The 14,469-nt window shown below is 70.8% G+C and carries 11 protein-coding genes and 1 pseudogene; 8 read left to right on the forward strand and 4 right to left on the reverse strand.

All coding sequences use genetic code 11. The features are described 5' to 3' along the window. The first annotated feature begins 131 nt into the window (after window positions 1-131). Both QK444_RS18725 and QK444_RS18730 read left to right on the forward strand, forming a co-directional pair. On the forward strand, window positions 132-965 hold the full coding sequence (locus QK444_RS18725) for a tyrosine-protein phosphatase (RefSeq protein ID WP_282782039.1): 834 nt from the start codon (window positions 132-134) through the stop codon (window positions 963-965). A gap of 54 nt (window positions 966-1,019) precedes the next feature. Further along, a pseudogene (locus QK444_RS18730) lies at window positions 1,020-1,598 on the forward strand (TetR/AcrR family transcriptional regulator); the annotation flags it as partial. 3 nt (window positions 1,599-1,601) lie between these two features. Here QK444_RS18730 and QK444_RS18735 read toward each other — a convergent pair. Both QK444_RS18735 and QK444_RS18740 read right to left on the reverse strand, forming a co-directional pair. Continuing rightward, on the reverse strand, window positions 1,602-2,696 hold the full coding sequence (locus QK444_RS18735; protein ID WP_282782040.1) for a winged helix DNA-binding domain-containing protein: 1,095 nt from the start codon (window positions 2,694-2,696) through the stop codon (window positions 1,602-1,604). A 161-nt stretch (window positions 2,697-2,857) separates the two neighbouring features. Beyond that, on the reverse strand, window positions 2,858-5,116 hold the full coding sequence (locus QK444_RS18740; RefSeq protein ID WP_282782042.1) for a M20/M25/M40 family metallo-hydrolase: 2,259 nt from the start codon (window positions 5,114-5,116) through the stop codon (window positions 2,858-2,860). A gap of 70 nt (window positions 5,117-5,186) precedes the next feature. Between QK444_RS18740 and QK444_RS18745 the strand changes: the two genes are divergently transcribed. Continuing rightward, window positions 5,187-6,053 (forward strand): family 43 glycosylhydrolase, encoded by an 867-nt coding sequence (locus tag QK444_RS18745; RefSeq protein WP_282782044.1) that lies wholly within the window; start codon window positions 5,187-5,189, stop codon window positions 6,051-6,053. Window positions 6,054-6,075: 22 nt separating this feature from the next. On the opposite strand, the gene xylB is transcribed toward QK444_RS18745, so the two are convergent. Both xylB and QK444_RS18755 read right to left on the reverse strand, forming a co-directional pair. Further along, window positions 6,076-7,470 (reverse strand): xylulokinase, encoded by a 1,395-nt coding sequence (gene xylB / locus QK444_RS18750; protein ID WP_282782046.1) that lies wholly within the window; start codon window positions 7,468-7,470, stop codon window positions 6,076-6,078. 141 nt (window positions 7,471-7,611) lie between these two features. Beyond that, complete coding sequence (locus tag QK444_RS18755; RefSeq protein WP_282782048.1) at window positions 7,612-9,996, reverse strand: PEP-utilizing enzyme; 2,385 nt, start codon at window positions 9,994-9,996, stop codon at window positions 7,612-7,614. 165 nt (window positions 9,997-10,161) lie between these two features. On the opposite strand from QK444_RS18755, the gene QK444_RS18760 reads away from it, so the two are divergent. The 5 genes from QK444_RS18760 to QK444_RS18775 all read left to right on the forward strand — a co-directional run bounded on the left by QK444_RS18760 (window position 10,162) and on the right by QK444_RS18775 (window position 14,385). Then, window positions 10,162-11,277 carry an FAD-dependent oxidoreductase gene (locus tag QK444_RS18760; RefSeq protein ID WP_349239529.1) on the forward strand — a complete coding sequence of 372 codons (1,116 nt, stop codon included), beginning with the start codon at window positions 10,162-10,164 and terminating at the stop codon, window positions 11,275-11,277. Further along, complete coding sequence (locus tag QK444_RS36480; protein WP_349239530.1) at window positions 11,229-11,669, forward strand: FAD-binding protein; 441 nt, start codon at window positions 11,229-11,231, stop codon at window positions 11,667-11,669. Before QK444_RS18760 ends, QK444_RS36480 begins: the two co-directional genes overlap by 49 nt. Before the next feature lie 143 nt (window positions 11,670-11,812). Further along, entirely contained in the window at window positions 11,813-12,973 is a 1,161-nt protein-coding gene (hsaA, locus tag QK444_RS18765) for a 3-hydroxy-9,10-secoandrosta-1,3,5(10)-triene-9,17-dione monooxygenase oxygenase subunit (RefSeq protein ID WP_282782050.1), read from the forward strand. After that, on the forward strand, window positions 12,974-13,828 hold the full coding sequence (locus QK444_RS18770) for an alpha/beta fold hydrolase (protein ID WP_282782052.1): 855 nt from the start codon (window positions 12,974-12,976) through the stop codon (window positions 13,826-13,828). It begins immediately after the preceding gene. 35 nt (window positions 13,829-13,863) lie between these two features. Beyond that, window positions 13,864-14,385, forward strand: a complete 522-nt coding sequence (locus QK444_RS18775) for a DinB family protein (protein ID WP_282782054.1) — start codon at window positions 13,864-13,866, stop codon at window positions 14,383-14,385. Window positions 14,386-14,469 lie beyond the last annotated feature (84 nt).

The following is a 14,469-nucleotide window of genomic DNA, read 5'->3' on the forward strand; positions in this document are numbered from 1 at the left end:
CATCGCCGCCGGGGACCACGCCTGGGTGGCCCGCCCGATCATGGACAGCTACCACACCGTGTGGTTCGAACTGCACGAGGACCTGATCGGACTGTGCGGCCGCAACCGCGCCGAGGAGGCGGCGGCCGGTCGTGCCCACTGACACGCCAGTGACCGGTCCGGCACACCACGAGAACTCCGCCCCCGGCGTCTCCGCGCGCCCCCTCGACACCGGGCGGCGGTGGGTGGAGTCCGCCCAGATCGACAACCTGCGGGATCTGGGCGGACTCCCCGTCATCGGCGGTGGCACAACGCGTTTCGGTGTGCTCTACCGATCCAGCACCCTCCAGCAGGCCACCGCCGCCGATATCGCGTTGCTGCTCGGCGAGCTGGGCTTGCGCACGGTCGTCGACCTGCGCCTGCCCGACGAGGTGGAGCGGGAGGGCTACGGGCCGATCGCCACGGCCGCCGTCACCATCGCCAATCTGCCCATCCGAAAATCGCCGCGATCCTCGCTGGCCGCACGGGATCTGGTACCCGACAAGACCCGGGTGGATCTGGTGGAACTGTACGGGCAACTGCTGCGCGGCAGCGCGGAGCACATTGTCGAGACCGTACGCCTGCTCATCGACGCGGACCGGCGGGCGCTGCTGTTCCACTGCGCGGCGGGCAAGGACCGCACCGGGGTGCTGGCGGCGGTGCTGCTCGACGCCGTCGGTGTGACGCCCGAGGCCATCGCCCACGACTACGCGCTCACCAACGAACGCATGGCCAGGGTGCGCGACCGCCTCGACGCGCTGCCGTCCTACACGGGACTGCCGCCGGTGCACACCGGTATCCTCGCCGTCGAGCCGGATGTGATGCTCCGCTTCCTGGCGCTGACGCGCAGCGAATACGGAGGCGCGGCGAAATGGTTGCTGGCCAACGGGCTTTCGGTGCCCGAGCTCGATCGACTGCGGGACACGCTGGTGGTGCCGCCGCCGTAATTCCATCGGGCCGACCCGTCGCCGGACGGTCCCGCGTCGCCGTATGCTCGAGGTATGACAGCCAGCAGGCACGCGGTTGTCGGAGTCCGGGAACGAATTGTCGCCGCCGCGTACGAATTGTTCACGCGGCGCGGCGTTCGCGATGTCGATACCGATGAAGTGGTGGTGCGCGCGGGCGTTGCCCCGGGCGCGCTCGCGGAATACTTCCCGACCAAGGACGAATTGGTGCTCGCCGTTCTGCGGCGGCGTGAGGAGCTGTGGACCTTCGCACTGGTGGAGGAACAGTCCCGCACCCGCGGTTCGACACCGGTGCAGCAGTTGCTCGCCATCTTCGATGTCTTCGAGGAATGGTTCGCCTCGCGCGATTTCGACGCGTGCACCTTCATCAACGTGCTCCTGGAGATGGGCGCGGACCACCCCATCGGCCGGGCCGGGATCGAACATCTCGGCACCATCCGCGATATCGTCCGCGGCCGCGCCGAACAGGCCGGGCTGACCGACCCGGACGACTTCGCACGCACCTTCCACCTCCTCATGAAAGGCTCGATCATCGCCGCCGCGGAGGGCGACGAGCACGCCGCGCGGCGCGCGAAACGCTTGGGCCGCACGCTGATCGAGGCGCACCGACCGCCCGGCTCAGGGCCGCTCGACGACGACCTTCCCGTCCTCACCCGGGGCGATCAGGGTTATCAGCCGCGTCGCCTCGGCACATACGGCGGCCTCGTCGGCGGCCGAGAGCGGATGCCACGGGATGATTCGGACGGTTGCGCCGTCCAATGACCAGCGGCCGTGCACGAATCCGTCGACCAGGTACATGGGCACCCCGGCGGACGCCTCGGCGGCGATGCGCGCGCGGTCGGCGTCGCTGATCATCCGGCGGCGGTCGCGATGCCCGAGCAGGGCGTTGTCGAAAGCGGGCAACAGGCGCACCGGCGCCGGCGTGTCCGGATCGGCCAGCGGCGCGTCGGGCACATCGAACAGTTCGCGCCCGGTGTCGTCGCGGAACACCCGCAGCTCCGGACGCAGCCGGGCGACCACCTCGGCCAGCCGGGTGAGGCCCGACCACGCCTGGATATCGGCGACGCTGGCGGGGCCGAAGGCCGCCAGATAGCGCAGCACCAGGGTGTCCGGCCGGGGTCCGGCCGCCAGCGGTGCGCCCAGCCACTCCTCGGCCAGAGCGACCGCGACCCGGCGATTGCGCCATCCGCCCCACGCACCGGCCTCGGCGTCGTGGATGAGCGGCAGCACCGCCCCGAGCGCCTGCGCCAGGCGGCCCGGATGCGGTGTCGTGAACCGTTGCGCCAGTTGGCGTCCCAGATCGCGGCGGGGCACCGTACGGCCGGTCAGCAGTTCCCGCCCGGCTGCTGCCAGCTCGACGGGGTCCACCGCCGTCATGGCCTCGCGGAAGTAGGCCGCCCCGAGGATCGACTCCACCATGGGCGCGACCGTCGGCTGCAACCAGCGGTGGTCCGATGCGGTGGTGAGATGGACGGTGCGTCGAATCATGGTGGAGCGCACCACCGTCCGGTCCCGCAAGAGCGTGGTGAGGTCGTCGGGCCGGAATCGGGTGAGCCGGGTCCACAGTCCCACGTAGGGCCAGTTCGGCTCCTGTCCCTGCACGGCGACCAGGTGCCGGATCAGGTCGGCCGCGGACATGTCCACCCGCTCCGCCAGCAGTTGACGCTGGAGCAGGGCGCGGTTCAACCGGCGCAGCGAGAGTTCGGTTGTCATACGACCATCCTGACGCGGATATAGGTCAGGTTCTGTCCTAGTCGACCGCTGGGTTCCTGACCGACCGCTGGGTTCTTGATCGACCGCTGGGTTCTTGATCGACCACCGAGCAGGCGGTGTCCCGGCTCACCGTCCGCGCAGCCGGTTCCCCTGGCGGGCGGCTACAGCCCCCGCACGGTGGTGAAGACCGCGGCCAGACTGTTCTGCCGCAGGTAGATATCGCGCGGCGGGTCCGGGAAGGCCGTCAGGCCGGTATCGGTGAGCCAGGTGTGGTCGAGCACGCGCAGCGACAGCGGTCCCGCCGGCGCCACCACCTCGACCTCGAGGCCGTCGGCCGGGGGAGCCCAGAACTGGAAACCGGAGGCCGGAGCGGGCGTCACCGCGCGTCCGGCCACCCGCAGCGCGCGGATCTCGGTGTCGTAGTGCAGATCCAGGCGCAGCGCGTCGCGGGTCGACCGGAGACGCAGTCGCACGGTGCGCTGTCCGGCATCGGTGGTGTCGGAGAGGATCTCGGCCACGGGAGCCGACAGCGCCTGGGCCGGAGCGGATCCACTCGCGACCGCCTTGGGCCACAGGGTCGCGAACGGTCCGGCGGGCGCGGCATCGTCGAGATAGGCGTCGTTCCAGGCATCCGGTTCGCGCGGGGACAGCCAGCGCGCCTCGCCGGAATCCGCGTCCAGCGCGTAGATCAGCTGGGTGGGCATCGGGTGCTCGTCGTCGAAGCGGTCCACGGACAACCCCAGCGCCGCCAGGGCGACGGTGAGCGCGAGCGCCGCCGTGGGAATCAGCCAGCCGTGCCGCGGCGGCCAGACCCGCACCAGCGTCACCGTCAGCAGTCCGCCGAGCAGCAGCACCGGCGGGGCCACCAGGAAGGGCGCGCCCGCGAGCCCGGTTTGCAGCACCGGCCACGTCACCCCGCCGAGGAAGACCGCGGTGGGCAGCAGGAAGACGGTGAGCGCCAGCAGCTTCCAGCGCTGCGGCACCAGGAAGGTGAGGGCCACGCCCGTCGCCGCCGCACCGGTCGGCACGATCAGAATTTGCGCCCCGGCCGGAACCAGCACCGCGCACACCACCCCGACCAGCGTCACCGCGCCGAGCAGGCCGAGCGCGGCCGCGGTGGTGTCGAACAGCCGCCGCGCCAGCGCCCACCACGCCGCCAGCACCGCGACCAGCAGCGTCAGCACCGCCGCGTAATAGCTCTCCGGCCGATACGGATCGACCGGACCGAGGGCGGCGTACTCGGGCCGGATCACGCGCAGCAGTTCCCACAGCGCCCACACCGCGCCCATGCCGACCGGTGCGGCGAGCAGGAAGGTGAGCCCGGCCAGCAGGATCGTGCGCGCCCGCGTCTCCCCGTGGCGCCGCGCCTGCCAGACCGCCCAGGCGGCCAGCAGCACGGTCAGCACCGTCAGCGCGATGATCACCCACACCGGGAGGACGACGAGCACGCCGAACGGCAGCTGGAAATAGGCGCGATCGACACCGGTGTCCAGCGTCGCGAGATCGGTGTTGCCGTAGTCACGGGCCAGGGCGAGGGTGTTCTCACCCATCTGCTGCACCGTCGGCAGGTGGACGTGCGCCGGATCGTCGAGCCGGTTGTGGTAGTAGGCGCTGCTCCCGGCGAACGCCCAGTCCAGGACGTGCAGGCCGCCCGTCTCCAACGCGACGAAATCGGTATTGCTGGTGGTCTGGGCGCCGCCCAGGGCGGTCGAGAGGGAGTCGGTGTTCGGGTACGGCGCGTCGGCGACGGCGTCGATGAGGTGGCCGTCGGGATGGGTGATCCGCCACAGCAGCACCGGTCCGGCCGCGCCGCGCGCCTCGTGATTGACCACCACGCCGGGGCGGCTGCCGTCCAGACCCGCCGCCACGTATGCCTCCGCGCCGAGCAGGCCCATCTCCTCGCCGTCGGTGAGCAGCACGACCAGGTCGTTGCGCAGCGAGTTCTCACCCGCGCGCAGGGCGCGCACCGCCTCCAGAATGGCCGCCACACCCACTCCGTCGTCATTCGCACCCGGGCCGGAGGGCACCGAATCGTAATGCGCCGCAAGGTACACCGTGCCCGTCGCGGCCGTGCCGGGCATGCGCGCCACGATATTGGCGGTGCGCCCCATGCCGAATCCCTCGCGCTGGAACGCCCGGGGCCACTGCCCGATCCCCTCCTGGACCTCGGTCTCCAAGCCGAGTTCCCGCAGCTGCGCCACCAGCTGGTCACGCACGCGGTCGTGTTCGGCACTGCCGATGGGATGCGGTCGCGACGCGATGGCCTCGACGGTCCGCAGCGCCCGCTCGGCGCTGAACACCTCGACGGGCGCGGCGGCGTCGCGATAGCCGCGCGGCTGTTGTTCCCACGCCACCGCGGCCGCCACCGCCAGTAGCAGGACGAAGGCGAGCACACCGGAGAACCGCGATCCTGACCGCACGAACTCGATCGTAGCCACGATCATTCGCGGATCGTGGTGACAGCGGGCGCGGGGCGGTCACACTGAGGAGATGCGCGGAGCTGCCATCGAGGTGTCCGCGGGTGCTTTCACCCGCGTCTACGACCCGAGCGAGGGACTGTCGGAACAGTGGTACATCAACGACCACACCATCATTCGGGACACCGCGGGCGGCTGGCACCTGTTCGGCATCACCCATCCCGAACCCGCCGCACCGTTCGACGAGACCGTTTTCGCCCACGCCACCGCGCGATCGCTGCACGGACCGTGGATCACCCGGGACCCGGCCCTGCTGGTGGACCCCGACTACGGTGAGACACACCTGTGGGCCCCGCATGTCGTCTACGCCGACGACCGGTACTGGATGTTCTACTCGGGCGGGGGACCCGACCGCACCGCCACCGCCATCAACCTGGCGACCTCCCCGGACCTGTTCCACTGGACCCGGCACCCGGACGGGCCGCTGTTCCACGACGGCTACGACGCCCGCGACCCTATGGTGCTGCGCATTCGCGGCCTGTGGGTGATGTACTACTGCGCCACCAGCGATCCCGAGGGCGGTCACCACGTGGTCGCCTACCGCGTCAGCCCCGATCTCGTGCACTGGGGCCCGCGCCGCATCGCCTACGCCGACCCGCTCACCGGCACCGAGGGCGGCAACACCGAATCACCGTTCGTATTGCGGCACAACGGGATCTGGTATCTGTTCATCGGCCCCCGCCCGGAATACGTGGGCACCGAGGTGTTCCGCGGCGAGGGGCCATTCCACTTCCGCCCCAGCGACCGGGTGGGCCGGATCCGTGCCCACGCGGCCGAGGTGGTCGACGACGGCGAGCTGTGGGTGACCAGCGCGGGGTGGGCGCAGGGCGGCGTCTCACTGGCCCCGCTGCTGATGCCGGACGGCGAGTGCGGTCCCTGACCGGAGCGTGCCACCGTCCCGGTCACGCGGGCGGGTAGTACATATCCCGCACCTCGGCGTAGCGCTGCCGGACGGCATCGCCGAATCTCCGGGCGGGCGGCGGGAACTCGGTGGCGGGCGGACTCGGCCACGCGGGCGGCCCGGCTCCGCCGCGCAAGGCCAACGCCGCCTGGCGGGCCGCGCCCCGGGCCACGTACTCCCCGGGTTCGGGCACGGTCACCGTGGCGTGGAAGATCGCCGCCGCGGTGTGGGCGATGAGCCGCGAGCGCGCCGCGCCGCCGATGAGCAGGATGCGGCGGGGCACGGTGGGCAGTCGGTCCAGGGCGTCGGCGATATTGCAGAGCATGCCCTCGATGGCGGCCCGCGCCAGGTGGTGCGGTCGCATGGTGTGCGGGCGCAGGCCGTGCAGGCTGCCCGCCGCGTGCGGCAGATTCGGGGTGCGTTCACCGGCGAGATAGGGCAGCAGGGTGAGACCGTCCGCGCCGGGCGGGGATTGGGCCGCCAGCACCTCCAGCCCGGAGATATCGGTGCCCAGCAGGGTGGCGGTGGAATCCAGGACGCGGGCGGCGTTGAGCGTGCACACCAGCGGCAGGAACGCGCCGGTGGCGTCGGCGAAACCGTTCACCGCCCCGCTGGCGTCGGCGCTGGGCCGCGGCGACCGGGAGAAGACGGTGCCACTGCTGCCCAGCGACACCACCACATCCCCCTCCTCGATGCCCAAACCCAGTGCGGCGGCCGCATTGTCGCCGGTACCCGCCGCCACCACCCGGCCACCGGGGGTGTGCCCGGCGATCTCGGCCGGGGCCAGCACCCGGGGCAGCTCCGGGGTGCGCCCGCGGAAGGCCAGCGACAGCAGATCGCGGCGGTAGCGTCCCGCGGCCGGTGACCAGTAGCCGGTGCCCGAGGCGTCCCCGCGATCGGTGGTCGGCTCGGTGTCGGCGTCGCCGCCGCGCAGCAGCCAGGTCAGATAGTCATGCGGGAGCAGCACTTTCGAGGTGCGGTCGGCGAGTTCGGGCTCGTGGTCGGCGAACCAGCGCAGTTTCGCGACCGTATGCGCGGCCAGCGGCACACTGCCCACCGCGTCGGCCCACGCCTGCGGCCCGCCCAGCTCGCCGACCAGCTGCGCGGCCGCCTCCGCGGAACGGGTGTCGTTCCACAGCAGGGCGTCCCGCACCGGATACCCGGCCGCGTCCAACACCACGAGGCCGTGCTGCTGTCCGGCCACCGAAATGGCCGCCACCTCGCGCATCATCTGCTCCGACGCCGCGCGCAGCGCCTCCCACCAGGTCGCGGGCGGCACCTCGGTACCGTCCGGATGCGGAATCTGGCGCTGCCGCACCACGGTTCCGGTGTCGGCGTCACACACGACCAGCTTGCAGGACTGCGTGGAACTGTCCACTCCGGCGACGATCGTCATCGCGCCGCCTCGATATCTGTGCTCCCGGGTGCGCGCATATATCCAGATTGCACCCGTCGCGTTCGCGACCGGTGTGCTTTCCGCTATCGAGGGGGATCGTACGGGGGTGTGGGGCAGGAGGCGCCTGCCCGCGCACGGTGGCTAGTCGGCGTCGGCCAGCAGGGTCACCGTTCCGGCCGCGCCGTCCACCCGCACGCGCTGTCCGTCGGACAGGCCGGTGCTGGCGGTCTTGGTGTCCACCACGCAGGGCACGCCGAACTCCCGGGCCACGATGGCGGCATGGGAGGCCGCGCCGCCGATATCGGTGACCACGGCCCCGGCATAGCCGAACATGGCCGTGTGGCCGGTATCGGTCACGGCGGCGACCAGAATGTCCCCGGGCTCGATATCGTCGTCGAGGGACAGCACGCGCTTGACGGTGCCCTCCACCACGCCGGGACTCACGCCCAGCCCGGTGAGGGTGTCGCCGACGGCGATCGCGCCCTCGATCTCCTCCGGAATCCAATGGCCGTTCACCAGGTCGGGCATGCGGATGGCCCGCAACCGGCCGCGCTCCTCCCGGCGGCGCGCCACCCGTTCCTTCAGATCGGCCGGGGCCCAGAGGATCTCGTCCAGGGTCAGGAACGCCGAATCCTCCGGCTCGGTGAGCTTGCCGCTGGCCACCAGGCGCGCGGCGCGCTCCCGGGTGGCCATGCGCAGATTGTTGGTGATCCGCACGACGGCGTCGCGGGCGCGTTCCCGGTAGACGGTCGCGCCGACCGCCATCCGGGCGGTGCGGGTGGTCGGAGCGGGTACCGGCTCCCGCTGCGGGGCAGGCATTTCCGCGGCGCGCGCGGCGGCGGCGACCAGCAGTTCGGGACGGTCGCCGAAGGTCGGGTTGAGCAGTTCGCATTCTCCCGGGCCGCGATGGCCCACCCTGCCGAGTTCCTCGTCCAGCGCCGCCGCGAATTCCGGCGACTTCTCCCGGGCGGCCGCCACATCGCCGGCGCGCGCCACCTCGTGCAGTCCGGCGTCGCGGCGGCACAGCGCCGCCAGCCGCTCCACCGCCAGCATGGGTTTGGCCGACTCCAGCCGGTCCAGGTCGATCTTCACCTCGCCCTTGTGCACGGCGGTGGCCGCGCCGGTCATCATGACGCCGATGGCGGCTGCCTGCCACGCCTGATTCAGGCGATCGCGCCACAGCAGGGCGCGGGCGTGCAACTGCTCGTCGGTGAGCTCCGAAATTTCCTCGCGGGACAGCGATTCGGTATGCGATGCGGCATTGATGTGCTCGGCGGTGCGGCGATAGCCGAGGGCGGTGGCCGCCACCCGACCGGTGGCCTTCAGGGTGCCGAGGCGACCGCCCGCCATCGGGGGACGGCCCAGCGGATGCAGCTCCATATCGCCGATCGCGCCGTAGACGTCCTTGCGGATGCTCTCCTCGTCCCACCCGGGCATGTTCTCGGCGGTGAACACACCGATCGAGGGATTGATGTACATGTGATGGCCGAGCACACTGGTCACCCGGGACACCCAGTGCTCCAACGCGATTCCCTCCAGCGCGATCATCCGGCCCATGGCCTCGTTGCCCAGCCGGATGGCACCGGCCTGCAGGTCGATGGTGAGCGGCGTCAGCGGACCGGGCAGCGCCTCGGAGGTATTGGTGGCGGTGTGCACCGGGATACGCTCGTCGACGAGATCGTCGAACTCGCCCTGATAACCCTCGGGGGCGGCGGAGACCAGCGGATGGCCGTCCGAGGTCGGGGCGGACTGCGGCACCACGTGACTCGGCAGTGGAATGGCCCCGCGCCGGGTCCGGAATCCGGTGCCGTCGGCCTTGCGACCGTGCAGGCCGCGCGCCACATCGGCCACCACCTCCCGGGCGGTCCAGCCGTAGCAGACCTGCCATTCGTCCCGGGCGGCGGTGGTGTCCACCGGGGCGCGCCGGGTGGACGAGCGCGGCAGCCAGGCCGAATACCGTACGCCGGACTCCTTCAGTACGCGGCGCACGTCGTCGCCGGAAACCTCACCGGGAGCGGCCAATCCGACCACGCCACCGCGCTGGGAGACGGCCGCGAGCACCAGGAAGCGTTCCAGATCGTCGTAGTGCAGCACCTGCAGCGCGTGATCTCCGCGCGCGCCCGCGAGGGTTTCCAAGGCGCGCCAACTGGTTCGGTCCACCCGGCGGCCGGTGACCACCGGGATGCGCACGATGAGCGCGTCCGCACCACTGTCGGTGATCGTGCGCTCCACCGTCTGATCGAGGCCCGCCGCGACGGGCACCACGATGCGTGCCCCGGCATCGCGAACGGCGGACAGCAGCCCGGCGACCGCGCCTCCGGCCAGATGCACCACCGCATCCGCCCCGGCCACGGCGTCGGCGCACACCCGCGCGTCCGACAGGTCGCCGACGGTCACCGTGACCCGCGGGTCCACGTAGCGGTGCCGCCGCCGGTCCAGGCCGACCACCTCGTGGCCCGCCGCCACCAGCATGCGCGCCACGGCACGACCACTCGGTTCGGTGACTCCGGTGACCAGAATCCGCATCGACTCTCCTCCTCGTGAGGCGTCCCAACCACACGTGACGCCGTTCACACACCATCGCCACTGTGCCGACCGGCCACGGTTCCCAGTCCCGATCAACGGGATCGGAGAGTCATTGAGCAAGATGCGCCGCTATGCCCTTCCCACGGCGCGGGGACCGTCGTAGCCATGACGGTGCGGAAAGCTGTGACAACGCGGGCGGTGACCGAGGTCGACGAGTTCGACATCGACACCGATGTGCTGGTGGTCGGATACGGTGCCGCCGGTGCCGCGGCGGCGTTCGAGGCGGCACGGGCCGGGGCGCGCGTGCTGGTGGTGGACCGGGCGGGCGGAGCGGGTGGCGCGTCCGCGCTGTCGGGCGGCGAGATCTACCTCGGCGGCGGCACCCCCGTACAGCGGGCGTGCGGATTCGACGACACCCCGGAGGAGATGGCGGCGTTCCTGACCGTGGCACTGGGGCCGAGCGCGGACCCGGCCAAGATCGCCGAGTACTGCGCGGGCAGCGTCGAGCACTTCCACTGGCTGGTCGACCGCGGCGTCCCGTTCACCCCGAGTCTGTGGGACGCCCCGACCTGGGTGCCGCCGACCGACGACGGGCTGATGTGGCTGGGCGAGAACAGTTGGCCGTTCACGGAATCGGCGCGGCCGGCACCGCGCGGACACCGGCCCGCAGCGCACGACTTCGGCGGCAGGCTGCTCATGGAATGCCTCACCGAGGCCGCCGAAACAGCCGGGGCCGGAACTCTTTTCGATACCTACGTCACCAATCTCGTTATCGCCGAGGATCGGACGGTGATCGGGGTGGTCGCCCGGCGATACGGCAGGGAGATCGCCATCCGCGCCCGACGCGGCGTCATCCTCACCACCGGCGGATTCGTCGACAACGACGCCATGCTGGCCGCGCACGCGCCACATCTGCTGGGCCACACCAAGGTCAGCGCCGGAACCGATGACGGCAGCGGCATTCTCATGGCGCAGGCGCTCGGGGCGGGCGTGCGGCACATGGGTGCGGGGCAGGTCGGCATATCGCTGATACCGGGACTCGCGGCGCGTGGCATGGTGGTCAACGCCCGTGGGCAGCGGTTTGTGAACGAGGACACCTATCCCGGGCGCATCGGGCAGGCGGCGCTGTTCCGGCAGAACATGGGCGGCGCCTGGGCCGGTGGTGACACGGCCGTCTGGGTGATCGTGGACGAGGAAGGATTCGAGGCGGTGCCCGAACCGCAGCGGTGGGGGTGCGGCCGACCCACGTCGGCGAGACACCCGAGGAACTGGAGCGGCTGACCGGGCTCCCGGACGGCGCGCTGGTCGACACGGTGCGCCGGTACAACGAATTCGCCGCGCGGGGAGCGGATCTCGATTTCCACAAGGCATCCCGCTGGCTGCGCCCGCTCACTCCGCCCCTGGCCGCCATCGACGTGCAGGCCGGGGTGCGCCCACCCGCCGAATCCGGCGACCGGCGCGGCACCGGAGCCTCCGTCTTCACTCTGGGCGGGCTGCACACCGACCTCGACGGGCACGTCCTGGATCTGGGCGGCACGCGGCTCGGCGGACTCTTCGCCGCCGGGCGGGTAGCCAACGGGCTGCACGGCTTCGGCTACATCAGCGGCACCTCCCTGGGCGACGGCACCTTCTTCGGCCGCCGCGCGGGCACCGCCGCCGCCCGCAACGAATAGCCCCGGGACCGCCGCCCGGCCGAGGGCCGCCGCGTCGGCTGAGCGGGCCGGGGGTTCCGATCACCGGGACTTTTCCCGATCGCCGCGTGACGGCGGCCATAGCGTCGACAATCGGAATCACTGGACCAGGAGGGAACAGCTCAATGACGAACAAGGTGCTCGATCGGGTCCGGGATCTGCTGCCCGCGATCCGGGAACGAGCCGTGCAGGCCGAGGAGCAGCGGCGGATTCCCGACGCCACCATCGCCGAGCTGACCGCGGCCGGGGTGTTCCGCATGTTGCAGCCCGCGCGGTTCGGGGGCGCCGAGGCGTCGCCGGTGGCCTTCTACGAGGTGATCCGCGCCATCGCCACCGCCTGCCCGTCGAGTGCCTGGGTGGCATCGGTGCTGGGCGCGCATCCCTGGCAGCTGGCCCTGTTCGACGATCGCGCCCAACAGGAGGTGTGGGCCGAGAACCCCGATACCCTGGTCTCCTCCTCGTACGCGCCGACCGGCAAGCTGACCGCGGTCGAGGGCGGCTACGAGATCTCCGGCCGCTGGAGCTTCTCCTCCGGCTGCGACCACGCGCAGTGGGTGTTCCTGGGCGCGCTGGTGCCCTCGGACCAGGGCATGGACTACTTCACCGTGCTGGTGCCGCGCAGCGACTACGTCATCGAGGACGTCTGGGACGTGTCGGGGCTGGCGGGCACCGGCTCCAACGACATCGTCATCGACAAGGCGTTCGTACCCGCCTACCGGGCCTACAGCGCCGAAGACCAGGCGAATCTGGTCGGCCCCGGACAAGAGCTGAATACCGCCGCGCTGTACAAGATCTCGTTCGGCAGCGTGTTCTCCAACACCATCACCGCGCCCATCATCGGCGCCGCGCAGGGCGCGTACGAGGCGCATATCGCGCGGCAGCGCGAGCGGGTGCGGCTGTCCTACGGCGGCCAGAAGGTGGCCGAGGATCCGTTCGCGCACGTGCGCATCGCGCGCGCCGCGTCGGAGATCGACGCCGCGATCCTGCAGATGGAGCGCAATATCGGCGAGCAGCTGCGCTATGCCGAAGCGGGCGAGGAGATTCCGTTCGAATCGCGGTTGCGGGCGCGGCGCGACCAGGTGCGCGGCACCGAACGGGCGCTGGAGGCAATCGATCTGCTGTTCAAGAACTCCGGGGGCCACTCCATCCGCCGCCCCAACCCCATCGAACGGCATTGGCGCGACGCACACGCCGGGAGCGTGCACGCCATCAACGACGTGGAGCGTGCCCTGGCCATGTTCGGCAAGGGCGCCATGGGGCTCGAGGTCACGGATCGGATGCTGTAGATGACGTGCACCGCCGAGAACACCTCGCGCCGGTTCAGCGTGGACGGTGTCGAACTCCGGTACCACGAGGCGGGATCCGGTGCGCCGCTGGTACTGCTGCACGGCTCCGGGCCGGGAGTGTCGGGGTGGGCCAACTTCGGGGCCAACCTCGAGGTGCTGTCCCGGCACTTCCGCTGTCTGGTCCTGGATCAGCCGGGCTTCGGGGCGAGCGGGCGGCCGGAGGTGTATGAGCGCAACTATCTGCGCATCGCCTCGGACGCCGTCATCGCCCTGCTGGACGAGTTGGGCATCGAGAAGGCGAGCCTGCTGGGCAACTCCATGGGCGGCGGGGTCGCGACGCTGACCGCGCTGGAACATCCGGGGCGAGTGGACAAGCTGGTGTTGCTGGCCCCCGGCGGCGTGGGCGTGAACATCCTCGGACCGGAGCCGTCGGAGGGCATCAACCGGCTGCTGGCCTTCAACGCCGATCCGACGGCCGAACGCGCCATCGACTGGTTGCGGACCATGGTGTTCGATCCGGCGGTGCTGACCGAGGACTTGATCGCCACCCGCACGGCGGCGGCCACCGATCCCGCGCAGACCAAGGCGCTGGCCGATGCCTACGCCACCTTCTACAACCCGAGAATGGCCGAAACGCTGCCGCTGTGGGCGCGTCTGAAAGGCGTTCAGCACCAGGTCCTCATGCTGTGGGGACGTGACGACCGTGTCACGCCGGTCGAGGGCGCGCTGTTCCCGGCCCGCCAGCTCCCCAATGCCGACCTGCGGATCTTCTCGCGCTGCGGGCACTGGGTGCAGGTCGAGCGCAAGGACGCCTTCGAACGCGCGGTGATCGACTTCCTCACCCGGGGAATGTGATCACGTCGGGGCGGTGGTCGCATTAGATTGCGAGAATGACATGGACCGCACCGGAAGTCGATCGCCGATCGTTCGCACTCGTTGGTGACGAACGCACCATGCTCCAGTCCTTCCTGGACCGCTCCCGCGACACGCTGCTGTGGAAATGCCAGGGGCTCAGCGCAGTTCAGCTCACCTCCCGCAGCGTGGAACCCTCCTCGATGTCGCTGCTCGGCCTCGTGCGGCATATGACCGAGGTCGAGCGGGGGTGGTTCCGGCAGACCGCAGCGGGGGAGCGGGTGGATTACATCTATTGCGACGAAACCAACCGCGACGGCGACTTCGACGACATCTCGGCATCGGACGCGGAGGCGGACATCGCGCGCTATCGCGAGGAAATCGCGTTGTGCGACAAGGCGGTTGCGGGGCTGCCGGTGGAGTACACCGTGAAGCATCCTCGAAGTGGCCGCGATCTTTCGCTGCGGTGGATTTATCTGCACATGATTGAGGAATACTCGCGGCATTTGGGGCATGCTGACTTGTTGCGGGAGCGGTTGGACCGGGTCGTGGGGTATTGAGTGGGTGAGGGTTTCGGCCTTGTCCATGTGTTGTTGTCGTGCGGTCGCTCTTGGGCGGGGGTGTTGCCGCAGAGACGAAGAGAA

Origin of the sequence: Nocardia sp. CC201C (genome assembly GCF_030010695.1) — a bacterium.
Lineage (GTDB): Bacteria > Actinomycetota > Actinomycetes > Mycobacteriales > Mycobacteriaceae > Nocardia > Nocardia otitidiscaviarum.

Coding starts and splice junctions, on each gene's coding strand:
- QK444_RS18760 (WP_349239529.1), top strand. CDS start 10,162: ATGACGGTGCGGAAAGCTGTGACAACGCGGGCGGTGACCGAGGTCGAC.
- QK444_RS18770 (WP_282782052.1), top strand. CDS start 12,974: ATGACGTGCACCGCCGAGAACACCTCGCGCCGGTTCAGCGTGGACGGT.
- xylB (WP_282782046.1), bottom strand. CDS start 7,470: ATGACGATCGTCGCCGGAGTGGACAGTTCCACGCAGTCCTGCAAGCTG.
- QK444_RS18735 (WP_282782040.1), bottom strand. CDS start 2,696: ATGACAACCGAACTCTCGCTGCGCCGGTTGAACCGCGCCCTGCTCCAG.
- QK444_RS18755 (WP_282782048.1), bottom strand. CDS start 9,996: ATGCGGATTCTGGTCACCGGAGTCACCGAACCGAGTGGTCGTGCCGTG.
- QK444_RS18775 (WP_282782054.1), top strand. CDS start 13,864: ATGACATGGACCGCACCGGAAGTCGATCGCCGATCGTTCGCACTCGTT.
- hsaA (WP_282782050.1), top strand. CDS start 11,813: ATGACGAACAAGGTGCTCGATCGGGTCCGGGATCTGCTGCCCGCGATC.
- QK444_RS18745 (WP_282782044.1), top strand. CDS start 5,187: ATGCGCGGAGCTGCCATCGAGGTGTCCGCGGGTGCTTTCACCCGCGTC.